Source organism: Fibrobacter sp. (assembly GCF_017545445.1).
In the GTDB taxonomy this organism is placed as follows: Bacteria; Fibrobacterota; Fibrobacteria; order Fibrobacterales; family Fibrobacteraceae; genus Fibrobacter.
Genome location: NZ_JAFWOM010000038.1, coordinates 12,975 through 31,050, shown reverse-complemented (window position 1 = coordinate 31,050; position 18,076 = coordinate 12,975). Strand labels below are relative to the sequence as shown.

Genomic DNA, 18,076 nt, shown 5'->3' with positions numbered 1-18,076 from the left:
CCCCTAATACCTATCGCCTACAACCTGTGACCTGATTATTTTTCGTATCTCGCGTTCACACACGGGAGTGCACCGAACGATTCCTTGAAACGATAGAGATTTTCATTTAAATACGCGCCGCCATCTTCAGTGGAGATTCCCCACGAGAATTTTTCGCACCCCTTTTGTGCGGCTTCTCGCATGGCGTTTACGAATAAAGCAGTTGTTGCACTCGTTTCACGTTTAGAATCGTCAGGAGCAAGATACTGGAAATGGAAAGCATTCGCTTGTTTGAAATAGAAAATCATCATCCCCGAAAGATATTCGCCGTTCTGCCAAATGCCACGGAATAAAATTTCTTCTGGGAATCTCTGTTTAAGGTCGCACAATTCCGCTAAAGAATGGACCGGTTTGGTATTGTAGCGAGCTTTTGACAGCACGAGGAAATCGTAAAACTTTTCCATTTCGCTATCAGGGATTTCGCCGTAAGTCAAGTTCAATTTTTCGGATTGCCTAAAATTGTGGCGGCATTCTCGTTTGCAATTTTCAAGCGGATCAACATTTTTTTCAAGAAGCGTATAGCAGCTGAGTTCAGTATGGCGGCTGTAGCCCGCATGTTCCAACGCATAATCCAGCAAATCCGTCGGCATCGTTGCAAAAATCTGCGACGTCGGTTTTAGCTTTACGCTTTTGAAATTTTGGGCAATGTGATCATCAATCGTCTTGATGATTTCAAGAATCTTGTTGCCCGAATAAAAATCTTTGGAGATAACGGGGCCACCGAAAGTAGAACCTTGATGCGATACGAATTTGCCATCGACATTACAGCCGGGAATTACAGCCACGATGATTCCGCTTTTTTCTACAAAAAACGAAACATCCTTGAACCGATCTTCAGGATGGTAGTTCAAGAACTTGCGCGTCTGCAAGAACGTTCCGTTCATGGAGTTTTCCATGACAAAGCGGTCCCAACGCGATTCCAGTTCATGGCTATAAGGCAAAATTTCGTACATGTCCATCTCCAGCGGTGTTGCTACTTGGATTTCTGCGAACCCTTGGCATCCGCATTTTGAGCAGCTTTTTGCTCAGCATTCTGCGCCGCCTGCTTTGCAGCCTTTTCAGCAGCATGTTCCAAACGAGCGGGCTTGCCAGCCAAATTGCGGAGCAAGCCGAACAATGCAGAAAGTTCGTTACGCGTCGGATGCAAGCGCTGCAAGAGCGTATTGAGGAAGCTATCGCGCCAAGCTTGATCGTGATACTGGCCCGTGAGATAACGGTCGAGGAACTTCTTGAAACCATCAATCTGCTGAATCGTTGCAGGACCCGTTTCGGCAACGCCTCGCGTTGTGCGCTTCGCGCGGCCCTCGCCGTTCGCGAGCGCCCCGGAACGGCAAAGTTCGTACAAGCTAATCGAGACCGCTTGTCCAAGATTCAAGCTCATGAGTCCCGGCACAGGAATTTCGCACTGGTACGTGCAAGCGTTCACTTCTTCAAGCGCAAGCCCGCAAGATTCGCGACCGAACACAAGCGCAATCGTTCCGTCTTCTGGGAGCATGTCAGACAAATTCTGCACCATCGTGTGCTTGATGGAACTTGCAAAAATGCGACGGCTGTAAGCAACGGCGCAAGAGCAATCGCCAATGGCATCTTCGAACTTGTGGACAACCTTTGCGTTATCCAGAATGTCATGGCTATTTGCAGCCGTATGGTAAGATTTGTCCAAGACTTTGTCGCGTTTCGGATAGACAATATAAAGCTCCGGCAATGCATAGCAATGCATGGCGCGTGCGACAAACCCCACATTGTGCGGGTGTTCCGGTTCAACAAGTACAACTCTAAATTTACGCATGATTAGGTAGTAGGAAGTTAGAAGTAGGAAGTAGACAGTGGTTAGTGGTTAGGAGAGATTTGCCAAGAGAAATCTTTTCCTCTAATTTCATTCTGAACAACTTCGTTTTCAGAAATTACAGCACCCTTATATAAAACAGAATGAACAATTCTTGCCGAAGCGGGGACATTCACGCCGGGTTCCACAACAGCTTCATTTTTATCGTGGCCAAGTTCATGCTTGCGAGCATCAACCGCAGCCATAAGACCCTCGGGCGACCCCATATCAATCCACGTCGCATGGAGTTGGCTCATATCAACAAATGGCGCACGGCCTGCCGCAATTTCCTGTTTCCAGAATTCACGAATATCAAACTCGCCATCGCGAATCCGGGCCAAAGCATCATCGCTGTACCACGAAATTCCAGAGAACGTCGCAACCGTTCCCGTATCAGCACCGAAACGTCCGGCAACACCCGCCAGGCAACCATCTGCACCCACGCGGAACGTGTTCACCTTCGGGAAATCAACCGCCAGAAGTGCGACCTCACAGCGGTTTGAGCCATCAGCCTTCCCCGCCTCGTATGCAGCCTGAGCATTCCGCACAAACGCCCCCAAGTCAAAATTGCAGTACGCGTCGCCATTCATAATCAAAAGGCCTCCGCGATACCCCGCCGCATAAATCCGGCGCAACGGGCCTGCCGTTCCGAGAATTTCAGGCGTTTCGACCCAGACTTTTTCAAAGCCAAGGCGTTCGCCCTCGCTTACAATCTGGTCGGCCAAGTAATGTGCATTCGCATGCAAGCGGACATCGCCAAGCGACTTCGCCCGTTCCATCTGGATTTCGAGAATGCTTTTGTCATAAACGCGAACTAACGGCTTCGGGATTTCCGACGTCAAAGGTCTTAGCCTAGTACCAAGCCCAGCCGCTAAAATCAACACGTTCAATTTATCGTCAGCTCGCGTCATAACTCAGCCTTAGACCATTGCAGCACTGAAGGAGGCGTTGCAGATAAGCGTTTCGCCCTGCCAGATTTCGCCCGTATATTTGTAGATGCCATGGCGAGCCATCACGAGCGTAGCCTTGAGCGTCAAGTCCTGCGGCGGAATCACCGGAGCGCGGAAACGGCAATTTTCGACACCCATGAATGCCGGGCGCTTGCCTTCGACATCGGCCTTCTTCGCAATCATCGTCAAAAGCGTAGCCGCCTGAGCCATGGATTCAATCTGAATCACGCCCGGAAGCACCGGATTGTTCGGGAAATGACCATCAAAGAACTTTTCCTTGCCCGTCACGTGCCAAACAGCAACGATAGACGGCTGGTCGCCTTCATTCAATTCAAGGATTTCATCCACAAAAGCAAACGGAGCTTTCTGAGGCAGGAGGGCATGTACTTGTTCTTCATTGTAAAGCATAGGGCAATACCTTTTCTAAGATTGTTCTGTGGCTTAAATGGCCACCGTTGATGATTTCCAACCGAACTTTCGGGAGTGCAGGTTTTGCAAAGCAAAGGTCTCCCAACAGGTCGAGGATTTTATGACGAGCGGGTTCATCGGCAACTCTAAACACGGGGGCGACAGCCTCCAGAGAATCATCGAGCAAGAGCCCACAGGATTCATCCACCCCGCCAAGCAAACCTGCTTTACGGGCTTCGTCAAATTCATTTTTCAGAATAAAAGTTCTCGCCGCAAAGACGTTGTACAAGTCTTCTGCCGAATAAATGGAAACATTCGCCGCCGACTTAAAAACGCGACCGCCATCGTTTCGCTCAAAAATGTATTCCACCTCAAAAGCTTCGCTTGGTGCAATTTTCACAGAACCGTAAGGTTTTTGAGCTTGTGCAGCATCTGCGACATCCGTGCGGAACAAATCCCACGCCGCATGCACCGGAGCATCATAAAACGCGAGTTCTTCAGGCACGCCAACATTTCTGCGAAGTGCGCTAAAGAACGGGAGAGCACTGCCATCCATCATCGGGATTTCGGCAATTTTCCCCGTTTCGCATTCTTCGTTGCAAGCAACATCGACCACAAAACGGCGAGACGGCCACATCAAAAAGACAGGTGCAAGGTGTTCCGGAGACGCAAGCGTCAACGCATGAGCCCCTTCGCCCGATTCATAAATTGCGGTACGGGCCACGCTGAACTTCAAATCCGTGAAACACTTGATGCAATCGGTACTGTAAAAAGGACGACCGCCCACACGCCATTCGACGCGAGGCTCCAGTTGCGGATTGTACTCCTGGACTTCAATTTTTACGTTCGCCTTGCTGTAAGACAAAGACGCAGAACCAAATTCCCACTCACGCGGGCTTTTACGAGAATCTTTTTTCATTTAGATAACGGGAATTTATAAAAAAATTGCTCACTTGGGAGTTTAGAACTTAGAAATAGTGGTTAGTAAACAGTAGGCGGTAGGAAGTAGGCAGTAGGAAGTAAGCTGGAATGAATAAAGCTCGTTTTAATTGCAATCCTAACCACTAAACTTCACTGGATCCCTCGTCGCTTCGCTTCTCGGGATGACGTTACGCTTTTACTTGTACTTCCTACTGACAACAAACAACTAACCACCAACCACTAATCACTGCGGCACAACCGCCTACTTCTTCCCCATCATCCGGAGTTTCACGACAGAGCGACGCCAGACGTCGATTTCTTCAGCCGGGTAGCCTGCATAAATTTTTCCCGCTTTGAGGCTCTTCGTCACGCCTGCTTTCGCAGCGACTTTCACACCCTTCCCTATCGTCAAATGCCCTGCCGACTGCACTCCACCCGCAAATTCCACATCGTCTTCGACTGTTACAGAACCTGCCACGCCAGATTGCGAAGCAAATAAAATGTTGTTTCCAAGGCGGCAATTGTGAGCAATTTGCACGAACGTATCAAAATGACAATCGTCGCCAATCACCGTCGGAGAGACAAAGCCCGCGGCCACGACATCATTTGCGCTAAAGCTACAGCGGTTCCCGATGCGGACTCCCGCCAAATGCGGCACCATGCGGCGCTTGCCTTCGTACTCGTAAAATCCAAAGCCTCGCGGCCCTACGACAACGCCTGCTTGGAATACACAATCTTCGCCAATCGTCACACGCGGATAAATAGTCACATTCGCTTCAAGAATCGTGCCGGCACCAATCGTAGCACCCTTCATCACCACGCAATTCGGGCCGACGACAGCGTTCTCGCCCACCACGCCTTCGACAACAGCCGATGCATGAACTTGTGCAGAATCTGCAATTTTCGTTTCTTCAAAAACTTCGCGACGTTCCACAAATTCCTTCATGAACGTCACCATCGCATGGTACGGATTCTCGACCGGGCACACAAAATGCACATTCGGCAAAAGCTCCGAACGACCATCTACGCAATACGTTTCGTATAAGCTCGGAACAAAGAGTAACCCAGCCGTAACGCCAGCGAAAGCACTCGTGCTCACGCCACCGGCATTCCCTGCAAGCCCTGTTTCCGTTTTGGTATCGCCCGTCCAGAACGAGACATCATGCGGCCCCGATTGATCGAGCGAAGAAAATCCATTCAGTTCAAAATTTAAAACGCCCTCGTCCGAAGGCATTTTAAGATTCATTTGTTTCAAAACTTCCGATAAATTCACCGAAAGCATCATTCCTCCAGTACAAGCATGCGAACTTGGCATGCAAACTGAATTGTAATACGTTTACCAAGTTTACCGCTCAAATCTTCACCATCAAGCTGGATATATTCATTGTCCGCCAAATCAAGCGTCAACGACCGCACCTTCCGAGACTTGAGCAAATGCTTCTTCAAGAAATAGCCCACGAGCGGAATGTTTCCCACCGCAATCGCAAGCAAGAAATTAAGCATATTCGGCACACAGACAACTTCCAAATAGCCGTCCGACATATTCGATTCAAAAAACGGATTTGCACCACTCGCAAAGCTCGGAATGTTTCCGACAATAACCGTCGTATGTCCCGTCAAATCAATATTTTCAATAAGCTCCGGCGTATTCTCGACCATCGAGAGCCATCCGCTTTTCAAATGGTACGCCCTATCCGCAAAAAAGCGTTTGACATAATGCAATTTATTTGCAATTACGGAATTTGAAGATATCACGCCCGTTACACGGTCATGGTTAAAATCGTGCGCAATACGAGCGTCAATGCCTGCCGAAAAATAATTCGCAAGCGCATACTTGCCATTCACCGTCCAAATATCAAACGGCTTGGACTTCGCCATCAACAATCGACGCACCAGATAAAGTAAGCCTTTATCGACAAAAGGCTTGTACAGTCCAAGCACACGGGCAAGGTCGTTCCCAGTTCCCAGCGGAATAAGGCCAATCTGCACTCTGTCCGCGAATTGGGATTCCAGCATTATGGAAAGCACCGACGAGACTGTTCCGTCGCCGCCAACGGCAATAAGCGTTTCTGTCGATGCAATGGCCTCATGAACTTGTTCATCCAATCCTTCCTTGCGCGTAAATTCCGACTTCCAATCGTCAGATTTGAAATTCATGGATTCCATGATTTCGGGCAGGAACTTGTGGATGACCTTACCTTGGCCACCGCCACTTACCGGATTTATGAGGAAAAAGAACTTATACATTTTTTAACAGTTCATCCTTTGCGTCCAAGTAGTGTTCAACGCCAATCTTTACATTCTTGATTTCATCAGCAGTCAAAGTTCGAACAATATGTGCAGGGGAACCCATCACAAGCGAACCTTCTGGGAAATTCTTTCCGGCAGTCACAAGAGCACCAGCACCAACAATGCAATTTTTCATGATGAGGGCACCATCCATGATAATCGCTCCCATGCCTACGAGAACGTTATCTTCAATCGTGCAACCATGAAGCACCGCTCCATGACCAACAGTCACTTCGTCGCCGATGTTCACACCGACCCCTGTCGAGACATGGATACTCACATTATCTTGAATATTCGTGCGCTTACCGATTTTGATTTCGGCCAAATCGCCTCGCAAAACAGCATTATAAAACACCGACGAATCATCGCCTACGCTTACATCGCCCACCAAGCAAGCACCTTCGGCCAAAAAGACCCGCTCGCCTACTTGAGGCGTTTTACCTTTATACTTAATTAAGGAAGCCATATTTTCAATTTACAAAATTAAATCAAAAATAGATACACCGTATCTTTTAAAAAAGCAATGTTTTAATGACGGATTGTCAACAATAAAAAAAATATGTGCTATTTTACAGAACATGAAAGAAATAAACGCAAATGACATTGAACGAATTTTCGAAGAGCAAGGGCAAAACCGTTGGAAAATTGCTCAAACGACAGCCCAAGAACGCATTCAAAAGCTGAAGAAGCTCCGGGCCGCCATTGTCCAAAGTCAAAATGAATTTTACGAAGCCGTTTGGCAGGACTTTCACAAGCCAAAATTCGAGGCTAGGCTTACCGAAATATTCCCAGCCGTCGAAGAAATCGATTACAACATCAGCCACTTGAAACGTTGGATGAAAGACAAAAAAGCAAGTCGCGAGTTCTTTTTGCCAACAACCCGGAGCAGGCTCCATTACGAGCCTAAAGGTCGCGTCCTCATTTTTGCACCATGGAATTATCCATTTTTGCTGCTTGTGAATCCAATTATTTCAGCTATTGCAGCTGGCAACGTGATTATCGCGAAACCTTCGCACAAGACGCCACACGTCAGTGCGTTTCTGGTGAAACTTTTCAGAAGCACTTTCCCCGAAAACGAAATTGCACTCGTAGAAGGCGACGGAGCCGAAATTGGAGACAAACTCTTAGCGTTACCTTTTGACCATATTTTCTTTACAGGGAGTCCAAAAGTCGGTGCTCACATTGCAGAAATGGCTGCAAAAGTACATGCGAGCATCACGCTTGAACTCGGCGGCAAATCGCCTGCAATTTTACTCCCCGATATAAACATCGAAAAGCACATCAAGCAAATCGCCTGGGGCAAGTGCCTGAACGCAGGCCAGACCTGCATCGCCCCCGATTACGCCCTTTGTCCCGAAGATAAAGTACAGGAATTTGTAGAGGCTTTTGCACAAGAAATCCAGCACATGTACGGCAACACCGAAGCGGAACGATTCGAAAGCATAGACTTTGTTCACATCATCGACAAAAAGGCCACTGCACGACACGCAGCACTCCTCCAAGATGCCATCGCCAAAGGGGCAACACAAGTCATTGGAGGTACGTGCGATATCGAAAACTGCTACACGCCCATCACAGTCCTCACAAACGTCACGCACGACATGGAAATCATGAAGAGCGAAATTTTCGGGCCAATACTCCCGATTGTCGCCTACAAAACGCTAGACGAAGCAATTGCATTTATTCAAAACCGTCCAAAGCCGCTCGCACTCTACATTTTCGGAAAGTCACAACGCAACATCGACCGTGTGCTTAGCGAAACCACTTCCGGCTCCACATGCGTCAACAACACCATTATCCAAATCGAGAATTTAGATGTACCGTTCGGCGGTGTCGGCATGAGCGGAACCGGCAATTACCACGGTTTTTACGGATTCAAAGCGTTCAGCCACGAACGCAACATCATGGAGCAAAAAGGCGTCGATGCCGTGATATTTTTCCATCCCCCCTACTCCAACCAAGACGGTACACACCGAAGCATGCACGAAAAGATCCAAAGCATCACCGAGAAAGTTCTGCGATGGATTAAATCAATTTAACACGCCGCGATGCCGTCGCAACAACCAAAACCCTAAAACCTAAACCCTAAGACCTAACACCTACAACCTATTTCACTTGGAAGCGGTCTTTGATTTCTTGCGGAATAGCAAAGGGGCGGCCACGTTTCATGTCCATCAGCACCCATTGCGTCTCCGATTCAAAGACGACCTTGCCATCGGACACGCGTTCAAAGCGGCACTTGCGAACACTCATCACTTTGCTGTAACTAGCGACCCACGTCGTTCCGCGAATTTCGTCGCCCAGAAAAGCCTGATTTTTGTATTCCACAAACTGCGTGTGGATCATCCAGCCGCAACCGAGCTGATACATGACATCCGTCGCACCGACAGAATCAGAATGAGCAATCGAAATATCTTGAACCCACTGCACGGCCCACACATTGTTCATGTGCTTGTTATCGTCAATCATTTCAGGCATAACCTTGAAAAGCTTTTCAAACTTCATCGGGTTAGCATTTTCTTCCATCGCTACAGCCATACAATCTCCTATTACAAATAAAACTTCACCTTATCATTACGGGTCCATCACCGTAGTTGTATCCGATTTCGGATTAACCACCGTAGTCGTATCCCTAGATTCAACCACAACATCCAAAACACAGCGGACCGAGAACCGATAATACTTATTGTAATTATAAAGCTTTTTACCATTCGACATCACGCCAAAAATATAGCCGTTCGTCGAAGAATAATTTGTCGAAGTCCACCATCCTGCATATTCTTCAAGAGAACGGTATTCAGAAAGTTGAGTTCCATAGCCTGCCGGCAACGCCGAGAACCCATACTTATTCGAACCGTCCCAAGAAAAATCTCTCAAGTCTAGAATAGATTTCGTAGAATCGGGCAAATCTTCCCATTCATAATTGCTTGGCAAATGCCACCCAGCAGGGCATGCAGTCCATGCAGCTTCTTGGCTGTAAAGTCGGCCATATATTTCGCAGTATTTGGAGGAATCTCTATAGCAGTAACTCCCCTCTTCCATTTCGTAGTTCAAATTTTCTGCAAGCCAAGTCTGTTCGCCAATCTTAATCGTGCGGTAAGTTTGCCCGTCACGTTCATCCTTGACTTTTCCAAAAGCAGTCGAATCTACGTTGTCATAACGTTTCCAAACGCCATCAATGCATTTGTAGTAATCGTAGGCAACACCATTTTGCTTATTGAACACAGAATCGCCTTCGTTGATGCTAGAGCATCCTTTATCCAAATAAATTTCGTTGCCACTTGCAGGCACCAAGGAATCCGCTTTGCATACATAGTATCCATAGTAATTGCCGCTCACCAATTTATTGTTCATGACGCAAGGCAAGCCCTTCATATTTTCTTCAACAGTGATTTTGCGCCAAACCTTGCGGTTGCAGAGGTAGTACGCATCGCCACGGAACACCATGGAATCCTGACTCTTGGCAGCACATTCGCCAAAACGGTAATCCATTTCTTCTTGCAAAGTCGCTTCACGCCAACCGCTTTTTTCGCAGACTGCATATTTTCGCGGATAACCATAACCGTAAGCATCTATCGTACCTACTTTATTCAGATAGCACAATCCAAGATCACGTTCAATATCCGAAGGTTCTCTCCATCCGTCCTTATCGCAGATAAGCAAGGCCGACGTAAAGCGTCTATTCTTTGTATCGTAGTAATTTGCAGGAGATTTCATATTATACTTTTGAGCGTCACAAGCACCATAGTCAGCTTCAACCGCAGCAACTTGAATTTCTTTTTCTGTCGCCGTACGCCAACGAGCGTTTTCACACGTGTAGTATTCCATATTTTCATAAGAACTTTGATTCAGAGACGAATCCAAGAAAGCCTTGGACTTCCCTTCTTTACTATCATCGCAAATTCCTAGCGAGACTTCGCGAGCATTCGCAGACCGCCAGAGACCTTTATCGCAAATGGCTAATCGCCATGGATATTAACCATCTCGCCATCACGATCTTCGGTGCAGTACCCTTCATAAATTCCCACGCCATAATTCATATTGATGCAGCGGATAGAAAATCCTTTCGAAGCATAGCTGCTAGAATCGACTTTCACATCATCTGAATCAAACGACAATTTGTAACCCACATAGTAGAATGGTCCTTTATGGAAATCATCATACAGGCGCTTGGTTGATTTGGTCCAAAAACGAGTCTCGTCATGCGTGTAAATTTCATCGCCCCAGCGGCTACCGGCAGGGAGCGCCGTAAAGCCAAACGCATCATCGCCACTCGCAACAGCAATCCTAGCCGTGCCAGCATCCGGCTTATAAACAGACCCTGCAGAAAACCAACCATTCTTGGATTTGAGGCTCTTGCCAACGCCTTCGCCGCCATTGTTCGCTTCAACAAATCTTAAAAGTTCTAACCACTGATTTTCCGAAGGAATCGCCCAACCCGCAGGGCACAAATCATCATTCAAAACAACACGATAATTTTCGTCATCGTACGGATAAAGTCTGCCATACTCGTCGCAGTACGAGCCTAAGCTGTCTTGCGGACAAACGCTCGTCGATGTTTTGTAGTTCAAATTCTGAGCCATCCACAACTGATTGCCAATAAGAACTTGCTTATAGACCTGCTTGTCACGAGCATCCGTAAAAGAATCCCCTACTGAAACATCAAACTCTTTGACACTTGACGAAGACTCCGCAGAACTGCTAGACAAATCCACAAAACAGCTTACAGAATCGTTAGAGGAACCTGTACAATGAATTTTATCGAGATCGAGATCCGCCTTATCGGTTTCTTTCCATTCGGAATTATTGCAAACAAAATACTGTTTCGTATCTTCGAGGTAAATGTACGAGCCTTCTAAATTTTCATCGCAGCTCCAAAGAGTGAGATAAATAGAACTGCTCGACTTTGCAGAAATTTTTTCCGATGAACTAGAAGCAGCCACTTTTACGCTTGAAGACGATTTCGCCTTGGCACTGGACGACACAGCAGTTTTTACGCTTGAAGATGATTTTGCTTTGGCACTGGACGACGCAGCAGTTTTTACGCTTGAAGACGATTTTGCTTTGGCATCAGATGACGCAGCCGTTTTTATGCTTGAAGACGATTTCGCTTTAGCATCGGACGACGCTACCGTTTTTACACTCGAAGACGACTTCGCTTTAGCATCGGACGACGCAACCGTTTTTACACTCGAAGACGACTTCGCTTTGGCACTGGACGACGCAGCAGTTTTTACGCTTGAAGATGATTTCGCTTTGGCACTGGATGAAGCAGCTTTTTTCACACTCGAAGATGATTTCGATTTAATGCTAGAAGAGGACTTTGACTTTTCGCTAGACGACGAAATTCCATTTACAGGCACCAATTTGCCATCGACGCAGACATAATAAGTTTGCGATTTCATCAAGAAAAGACGAGCTTCATCCAAATCATCGGAACATTCGACAGCCCCTCTCTCCCCGTTGTTGGAATTAGAATTACTGCCGGAGTCATCACTGCAAGCGATAAACAAACTCAAGACAGAAGAAAGCACAGCGACATACGCGGCCAAGGAAATTTTTTCAAACGTTTTCATGGCTGCAAATGTAGTAAAGCCCGTCTAACGTAGGCCAAGAGCTATCGCCAAATGATCGGCCATATTGCTCGCTACATCAAATTTGGTCATACCTGAATATTGTCCCAAGCGACCTCTAGCATAGAACGCCTCATTCTTTGAATCCCAGATTGAATAACGGCAATCAAAATGAAAATCACGATCATTACCCTTTACATCGCATTTTGTAAAAGCGATGGTAAAAACATGAGCCTCATTTTTCTCAAGTTCTTTAGGGACATAATAACTTATGGTCGTATCCCTTACCAAAAAATGTTCTGGATCCAAAGCATCCACTTTTAAGTAAAAAGCATCGCGATAGTAACGCTCTTCAGGATTTTGATCTTTATAAGCATACTGCTTTTGCACATAATCTTGATGATTGTAGTCCTCTTCAAAAGCATCCACAAATGAAAATTCATAACTTGAGAGATTACGGCATAAAAAACAGTAAAAAGTCCCCGATTTATTTAGCAATTCCGACATTCTTCTGATCACCCACAAAGCATCTTCATTCTGCTCTCCTGGGGCTACAACCCGGAACTTAATTTTTTCACGTTGATTAACTTCGTTTCGCCATTGTTCAGAAGTATCATACGGAGGCGTCGAAGAATACATAAAAGAGCAACAAGACACTAACAACAAAGTAATCAAAACAAAAAAGATTTTTCTCAAAGATTTCATCAAGGAATCCATTATAGCGTTGTCCATGATTTAGCAAGATACAAAAAGCACCTCCCCCCGACAAACAATTCATCAATATTCAACCAATGAACAACCATCGATTATTACAAGTCCTCCCTCACTGATACGAAACTCATTGCGTTCGCCCATACCCCAAAGGCACGTGGTTCGACAGGCTCACCAACCCTAGCCGAGCCCATAGCTCATACCTTCACTGGATCCCCACCTAAAGGTGACCATGCACACTAGGCAACAAGTAGCCAAGTGCTGTCCGCCCTCCCTGACGGTCGAGAATGACGAGTCACTATGATATCGTGAGACATTTAATTGCAGACTCTATAAAAACGCCTTATTTTAGCGAATATCCCTACACATTTTTAATTATTATTTTATTTTTTTTACGTTAAAACATTAAGTGAGAACATATATGGAATTGAATGATTTTACAAGCCTGACCGCAGAAAACATGCAGGCTATTTGGGACTTCAAAACTAAGGACCCATTCTCCATTTTAGGCATCCACCCTCTCGAAACTGATAAAGGCATCAAGACCGTCATCCGCACATACCAGCCGCAAGCAAGCTTTGTCCGCGGAGAAACGTGCGACGGCTCCGAAGAATTCGATTTCGTAAAGCTTGGCAACACAGGATTTTTCGAAGCCATTCTGGATATGGAATTCGAGCCGTTCTTTTACAAGCTCATTATCAAGCAAGATGACGGCAACGAATACGCCGTTGTGGATCCTTACGCATTCATGCCGGTTCTCTCAGAATTTGACCGCCACTTGATTTCGACAGGCACCCATTACGAACTTTACCGCAAGCTTGGCGCGAACATCATCGAGCACCAGGGATTCAAGGGCGTTCACTTCGCCGTTTGGGCACCGAACGCCAATGCAGTTTCTGTCGTAGGCAACTTCAACAGCTGGGACGGTCGCCGCCACCAGATGCGCATGCTCGGCTCCAGCGGCATTTGGGAAATCTTCATTCCGAACCTCGGCGAAGGCGAACTTTACCGTTTCGAAATTCATGGTGCCGACGGCAACTTGCACGTCAAAATCGACCCGCTCGCAAAGCTTGCAGAAGTCCGCCCGGCAACAGCCTCCATCACGACGCACCTCGATGGTTATGAATGGGGCGACGACCTTTATATGAAAACGCACTGGGCAACGAAGGTTTTCGGTTCGCCGATGAACATTTACGAAGTCCATGCCGGTTCTTGGCGCCGCGACCCTGCGAACCCGGACCGTTTCCTCAACTGGGACGAACTTGCCGAACGCCTCATTCCTTACCTCAAGGAAATGGGCTACACGCACGTTGAATTTTTGCCGATTGCAGAACATCCGCTCGATGAATCCTGGGGCTACCAAGTCACGGGTTACTACTCCCCGACGAGCCGCTACGGCACGCCCGACCAGTTCCGCCACTTTGTCGATCTCTGCCACCAGAACGAAATCGGCGTGATTCTTGACTGGGTCCCGGCACACTTCCCCAAGGACGCACACGCCCTCGGACGTTTCGACGGCACCGCTTGTTACGAGCATGCCGATCCGCGTCAGGGCGAACATCCGCACTGGGGCACTTACATTTTCAACTTGGGCCGCAACGAAGTCAAGAACTTCCTCATTGCAAACGCGATGTACTGGCTCAAGGAATTCCACTGCGACGGCCTCCGTGTCGATGCGGTCGCCTCGATGCTCTACCTCGACTACGGCAAGGGACCTGGCCAATGGGTTCCGAACAAAGACGGCGGCAACATCAACTACGACACGCTCGAATTCTTAAAGCACTTGAACAGCATCATGGGCCGCTTGACTCCGCACGCGATTCTCATCGCAGAAGAATCGACCAGCTTCCCAAGCATCACGCGTCCGCCAGAGCAGGGTGGCCTCGGCTTCCACTACAAGTGGAACATGGGCTGGATGAACGATTTCCTCAGCTACATCCAGCACGAACCGATCCACCGCAAATACCATCACAACCAGCTCACGTTCAGCATGGTCTATGCTTATTCTGAAAACTTCATACAAGTTTTCAGCCACGACGAAGTGGTCCACGGCAAGGGTTCCATGCTCGGCAAAATGCCGGGTGACAACTGGCAAAAGTTCGCTAACCTCCGCCTCACCTACGCGTTCCAGTACGCGCATCCGGGCAAGAAGCTCAACTTCATGGGCAATGAATTCGGTCAGTTCCGCGAATGGAACGAAAAGCAGTCGCTCGACTGGCACCTCATCAGCTGGGAGAGCCACGGCAAGCTTCTCGCCATGATGAAGGAACTGAACCACATCTACAAGGACAACGCGCCGTTCTGGGAAATCGACCATTACTACACCGGCTTCGAATGGATCTGGTGCGACGATGCAGACAACTCTATCGTAAGCTTTGTACGTAAAGACGACCACGGCAACATGATTTTGTGCGTATTCAACTTCACGCCGGTTGTCCGTAACGATTACCGTCTGGGCGCCCCCGCTCGCGGAGCCTGGAAAGAAATCTTCAACTCCGATTCTAGTTTATTCGGCGGCAGCAATGTCGGGAACCTCGGCGAAGTCTGGACGCAAGACGTTCCGTGGCAAAACCGTCAGTGGAGTCTTTCCATCAAGCTTCCGCCACTTGCTGGCGTGTATTTCAAATTGGAAAAATAATCGGCTACATTGCTGAACACAAAAAACTAAGATTAGAAAAGGCTGGTTCACATTATTGGACCACCTTTTTCTTTTTTTAGTTGCACTTTATTTCTATATTGCACATCGAACTTTTATCATTGGAGAAAAAATGAAAATTGCAGTCATGGGTGGCGCAGGTTATATCGGGAGCCATACTATTATCGAGCTTTACAAAGCGGGGCATTCAGTCGTCGTTGTCGATAACCTCGTCAACTCCAGCAGCGAATCCCTTCGCCGTGTAGCAGAACTCGTAGGCTCGCCTATTCCGTTTGTAAACGCCGACGTCCGTGACGCAGCCGCAATGGAAAAAGTCTTTAGCGAAAATAAATTCGACGCATGCATCCACTTCGCAGGCCTCAAAGCCGTTGGCGAATCCGTCGCAAAGCCGCTTGAATACTACGAAAACAACATGAATGCCACGTTCGTGCTATTAAACGCCATGCGTAAACACGGCTGCAAGAACTTCATATTCAGTTCGTCCGCAACCGTCTATGGCAATCCGGCCATCATTCCAATCACCGAAGAATGTCCCAAGGGGCAATGCACAAATCCTTACGGAAAAACAAAATCCATGCTCGAAGAAGTGCTGATCGACGTGCAGAAGGCGGACCCGGAATGGAATGTCGTGCTGCTCCGCTATTTCAACCCGATTGGCGCACACCCTAGCGGTCGCATTGGCGAAGACCCGAACGGAATTCCAAACAACTTAATGCCATACATTACGCAAACTGCAGTCGGGATCCGCAAAGAACTCGGCGTATTCGGCAACGACTACGATACCCCAGACGGCACTGGCGTTCGCGATTACATCCATGTATGCGACCTCGCCGCAGGTCACGTAGCAGCACTCCAAGCTATCGAACGTAAATGCGGACTCGCTATTTACAACCTAGGCACAGGCCACGGCTATTCCGTACTCGATGTCGTAAAAGCATTTGAAAAAGTAAATGGAGTCAAGATTCCGTACAGCATCAAGCCGCGCCGTGCAGGCGACATCGCCACTTGCTACTGTAATCCGCAGAAAGCATTTGACGAACTCGGCTGGAAAGCCCAATACGGCATCGAAGAAATGTGCCGTGATTCCTGGAATTGGCAAAAGAACAACCCGAAGGGATACAAAGGTTAGTCAAAAAAAAATTGCAGTTCACATAGCAATTCGACTTTTCAAAGAAAAAGCCCGTCTTCGTTGATGAAGCGAGCTTTTTTCATTTTTAACCTATAAAACATGTATTTTTTAACATTTCAAAATTCCTTTTTATGCACATTGATTTATTTTTCTTTTGAAGGAGAATTTAAATGACTCACAAGAGAACCATACATAGAAGTCTTATTCTTGGTAGTGCGGTCTTTATCGCATTCATGTGTTTCTTGCTTTCGATTCAAGCATATCTCACCTATTCGCAGTCGCTTTATAAACGTTACGACGACAAGCTTATCAATATCTTGAATTACGCGACCAACCGCATGGACTTGGACGACCTGTATCAGAATACAATCACAGGGCAAAAAACCGAAAAATACAACAACGTACAGCAGTTGCTCAACTACATGGTCGATGACTTTGAGCTGTTCTACCTTTACTCGCTCTTTGTGAAAAACGACACCATGCACAACATCTGTTCAGGCACGAGCAAGGCTGAACGGGAACGCGGCGAAGAAGACATTCCCCTTTTAGGGCTGACCGACGCTTACGGCCCTGAAGAAATCCAAAAATACGCCAATGCCCAGAAAAAAGACGAAATAACGTTTTTCGAAGAAGATTCCGACTGGGGGGCTGCCTACACCGCCTGTAAGCCATTAGTTACCTCTCTCGGAGTACATTTCGGCATCCTCTGCGCAGACATTTCCATCGCTGAACTCCACAAGACTGTCAACAATTATGTTATCTTCAACGTAATTCTAACGCTCGGCCTCGGCGTGCTATTTGGGCTTATTTTGTTTATCTGGTTACGGCGTAATGTCACGGGTCCGATTCTCGCCCTAGAAAAAAGCGCACGGCATTTTGCAGAAAGGAGCCGCGGCAAAAAGAGTCCTGACGAGCTTATCTTCGATGAACCTGATATCCATACGCACAATGAAGTCGAATCGCTATCAAGGGCCATCACCCAGATGTCCAAGGACATGCGTACTTACGTCCAAGGGATTTTGACCGCAGAAGAGCAGGCCCGTGCCGCACAGGAACAAGCCGAAGACATGACAGAACTCGCCTTCAAAGACGCTCTGACCCACGTCAACAGCAAAGTCGCATACGACAAAATGAAAGAAAACTTGCAAGAACAAATTGACCAAGGAGAGGCCAAATTCGCCATCGTGATGATCGATGTGAACAACCTCAAGTACGTCAACGACACATTCGGCCATGAATGCGGAGACAAATACATTTTAGGTTCTTGCCATATTTTCTGCAACATTTATAAGCAATCTCCGGTTTTCAGAATCGGCGGTGATGAATTTGTGGTGCTGTTGCAAAACAACGATTACAAGAACAGAGACAAACTGCTAAAAATTATGGAATCGACATTCCAAAAAACGAAAAGCAACACTTCTCGCAAACCATGGGAACAATACTCAGCCGCTTACGGCATGTCCGAATACAGCAAAGGCGACAACGTTAGCGATGTTTTCAAGCGAGCCGACGAAAGCATGTATCAAAAGAAAATGGAAATCAAAGGAAACAGCAGATAATCTATAGTAAACGGAA

The 18,076-nt window shown here is 47.2% G+C and carries 16 protein-coding genes; 4 read left to right on the top strand and 12 right to left on the bottom strand.

All coding sequences use genetic code 11. The features are described from left to right. Positions 1-35: 35 nt before the first annotated feature. The 8 genes from IKG78_RS04620 to IKG78_RS04585 all read right to left on the bottom strand — a co-directional run bounded on the left by IKG78_RS04620 (position 36) and on the right by IKG78_RS04585 (position 6,898). Positions 36-992, bottom strand: a complete 957-nt coding sequence (locus tag IKG78_RS04620) for a GNAT family N-acetyltransferase (protein WP_290940026.1) — start codon at positions 990-992, stop codon at positions 36-38. A gap of 20 nt (positions 993-1,012) precedes the next feature. Then, positions 1,013-1,828 (bottom strand): RNA methyltransferase, encoded by an 816-nt coding sequence (locus tag IKG78_RS04615; RefSeq protein WP_290940022.1) that lies wholly within the window; start codon positions 1,826-1,828, stop codon positions 1,013-1,015. Between the two features lie 41 nt (positions 1,829-1,869). Next, positions 1,870-2,775, bottom strand: coding sequence for a sugar phosphate nucleotidyltransferase (locus tag IKG78_RS04610; protein ID WP_290940019.1), 906 nt, complete (start codon positions 2,773-2,775; stop codon positions 1,870-1,872). 9 nt (positions 2,776-2,784) lie between these two features. Next, on the bottom strand, positions 2,785-3,222 hold the full coding sequence (gene fabZ, locus IKG78_RS04605) for a 3-hydroxyacyl-ACP dehydratase FabZ (protein ID WP_290940016.1): 438 nt from the start codon (positions 3,220-3,222) through the stop codon (positions 2,785-2,787). Further along, a complete protein-coding gene (locus IKG78_RS04600; protein ID WP_290940013.1) occupies positions 3,209-4,141 on the bottom strand; it encodes a UDP-3-O-acyl-N-acetylglucosamine deacetylase in 933 nt (310 codons plus the stop codon). Before IKG78_RS04600 ends, fabZ begins: the two co-directional genes overlap by 14 nt. 264 nt (positions 4,142-4,405) lie before the next feature. Then, on the bottom strand, positions 4,406-5,458 hold the full coding sequence (locus IKG78_RS04595; protein WP_290940009.1) for a UDP-3-O-(3-hydroxymyristoyl)glucosamine N-acyltransferase: 1,053 nt from the start codon (positions 5,456-5,458) through the stop codon (positions 4,406-4,408). Further along, on the bottom strand, positions 5,425-6,390 hold the full coding sequence (locus IKG78_RS04590) for a diacylglycerol kinase family protein (protein ID WP_290940006.1): 966 nt from the start codon (positions 6,388-6,390) through the stop codon (positions 5,425-5,427). Before IKG78_RS04590 ends, IKG78_RS04595 begins: the two co-directional genes overlap by 34 nt. Then, on the bottom strand, positions 6,383-6,898 hold the full coding sequence (locus tag IKG78_RS04585) for a gamma carbonic anhydrase family protein (RefSeq protein ID WP_290940002.1): 516 nt from the start codon (positions 6,896-6,898) through the stop codon (positions 6,383-6,385). Before IKG78_RS04585 ends, IKG78_RS04590 begins: the two co-directional genes overlap by 8 nt. 112 nt (positions 6,899-7,010) lie before the next feature. On the opposite strand from IKG78_RS04585, the gene IKG78_RS04580 reads away from it, so the two are divergent. Continuing rightward, positions 7,011-8,471, top strand: a complete 1,461-nt coding sequence (locus IKG78_RS04580; RefSeq protein ID WP_290939999.1) for an aldehyde dehydrogenase family protein — start codon at positions 7,011-7,013, stop codon at positions 8,469-8,471. 67 nt (positions 8,472-8,538) lie between these two features. On the opposite strand, the gene IKG78_RS04575 is transcribed toward IKG78_RS04580, so the two are convergent. From IKG78_RS04575 to IKG78_RS04560, 4 genes are all read right to left on the bottom strand, one after another. Next, on the bottom strand, positions 8,539-8,970 hold the full coding sequence (locus tag IKG78_RS04575; RefSeq protein ID WP_290939996.1) for an acyl-CoA thioesterase: 432 nt from the start codon (positions 8,968-8,970) through the stop codon (positions 8,539-8,541). 36 nt (positions 8,971-9,006) lie between these two features. Beyond that, on the bottom strand, positions 9,007-10,296 hold the full coding sequence (locus tag IKG78_RS04570; protein WP_290939993.1) for a fibrobacter succinogenes major paralogous domain-containing protein: 1,290 nt from the start codon (positions 10,294-10,296) through the stop codon (positions 9,007-9,009). Positions 10,297-10,391: 95 nt separating this feature from the next. Next, the gene (locus tag IKG78_RS04565) at positions 10,392-12,008 is read right to left on the bottom strand and encodes an FISUMP domain-containing protein (RefSeq protein WP_290939991.1); all 1,617 of its coding nucleotides are present in this window, start codon (positions 12,006-12,008) and stop codon (positions 10,392-10,394) included. Between the two features lie 24 nt (positions 12,009-12,032). Further along, positions 12,033-12,710 carry a hypothetical protein gene (locus IKG78_RS04560; RefSeq protein WP_290939988.1) on the bottom strand — a complete coding sequence of 226 codons (678 nt, stop codon included), beginning with the start codon at positions 12,708-12,710 and terminating at the stop codon, positions 12,033-12,035. A gap of 427 nt (positions 12,711-13,137) precedes the next feature. Between IKG78_RS04560 and glgB the strand changes: the two genes are divergently transcribed. The 3 genes from glgB (at position 13,138) to IKG78_RS04545 (ending at position 18,060) form a co-directional block, all read left to right on the top strand. Next, on the top strand, positions 13,138-15,354 hold the full coding sequence (glgB, locus tag IKG78_RS04555; RefSeq protein WP_290939986.1) for a 1,4-alpha-glucan branching protein GlgB: 2,217 nt from the start codon (positions 13,138-13,140) through the stop codon (positions 15,352-15,354). A 130-nt stretch (positions 15,355-15,484) separates the two neighbouring features. Then, complete coding sequence (galE, locus tag IKG78_RS04550; protein WP_290939981.1) at positions 15,485-16,501, top strand: UDP-glucose 4-epimerase GalE; 1,017 nt, start codon at positions 15,485-15,487, stop codon at positions 16,499-16,501. Positions 16,502-16,671: 170 nt separating this feature from the next. Further along, positions 16,672-18,060: a GGDEF domain-containing protein gene (locus IKG78_RS04545; RefSeq protein WP_290939978.1), complete on the top strand. Its 1,389-nt coding sequence runs from the start codon at positions 16,672-16,674 to the stop codon at positions 18,058-18,060. The last annotated feature ends 16 nt before the right edge of the window (positions 18,061-18,076 follow it).

Bases quoted from the DNA above. Each gene is read 5' to 3' on its own strand.
- IKG78_RS04560 (WP_290939988.1), bottom strand. From the start codon at position 12,710: ATGAAATCTTTGAGAAAAATCTTTTTTGTTTTGATTACTTTGTTGTTA.
- IKG78_RS04575 (WP_290939996.1), bottom strand. From the start codon at position 8,970: ATGGCTGTAGCGATGGAAGAAAATGCTAACCCGATGAAGTTTGAAAAG.
- IKG78_RS04600 (WP_290940013.1), bottom strand. From the start codon at position 4,141: ATGAAAAAAGATTCTCGTAAAAGCCCGCGTGAGTGGGAATTTGGTTCT.
- galE (WP_290939981.1), top strand. From the start codon at position 15,485: ATGAAAATTGCAGTCATGGGTGGCGCAGGTTATATCGGGAGCCATACT.
- fabZ (WP_290940016.1), bottom strand. From the start codon at position 3,222: ATGCTTTACAATGAAGAACAAGTACATGCCCTCCTGCCTCAGAAAGCT.
- IKG78_RS04545 (WP_290939978.1), top strand. From the start codon at position 16,672: ATGACTCACAAGAGAACCATACATAGAAGTCTTATTCTTGGTAGTGCG.
- IKG78_RS04580 (WP_290939999.1), top strand. From the start codon at position 7,011: ATGAAAGAAATAAACGCAAATGACATTGAACGAATTTTCGAAGAGCAA.
- IKG78_RS04595 (WP_290940009.1), bottom strand. From the start codon at position 5,458: ATGCCAAGTTCGCATGCTTGTACTGGAGGAATGATGCTTTCGGTGAAT.
- IKG78_RS04615 (WP_290940022.1), bottom strand. From the start codon at position 1,828: ATGCGTAAATTTAGAGTTGTACTTGTTGAACCGGAACACCCGCACAAT.
- glgB (WP_290939986.1), top strand. From the start codon at position 13,138: ATGGAATTGAATGATTTTACAAGCCTGACCGCAGAAAACATGCAGGCT.
- IKG78_RS04590 (WP_290940006.1), bottom strand. From the start codon at position 6,390: ATGTATAAGTTCTTTTTCCTCATAAATCCGGTAAGTGGCGGTGGCCAA.
- IKG78_RS04610 (WP_290940019.1), bottom strand. From the start codon at position 2,775: ATGACGCGAGCTGACGATAAATTGAACGTGTTGATTTTAGCGGCTGGG.
- IKG78_RS04585 (WP_290940002.1), bottom strand. From the start codon at position 6,898: ATGGCTTCCTTAATTAAGTATAAAGGTAAAACGCCTCAAGTAGGCGAG.
- IKG78_RS04620 (WP_290940026.1), bottom strand. From the start codon at position 992: ATGTACGAAATTTTGCCTTATAGCCATGAACTGGAATCGCGTTGGGAC.
- IKG78_RS04565 (WP_290939991.1), bottom strand. From the start codon at position 12,008: ATGAAAACGTTTGAAAAAATTTCCTTGGCCGCGTATGTCGCTGTGCTT.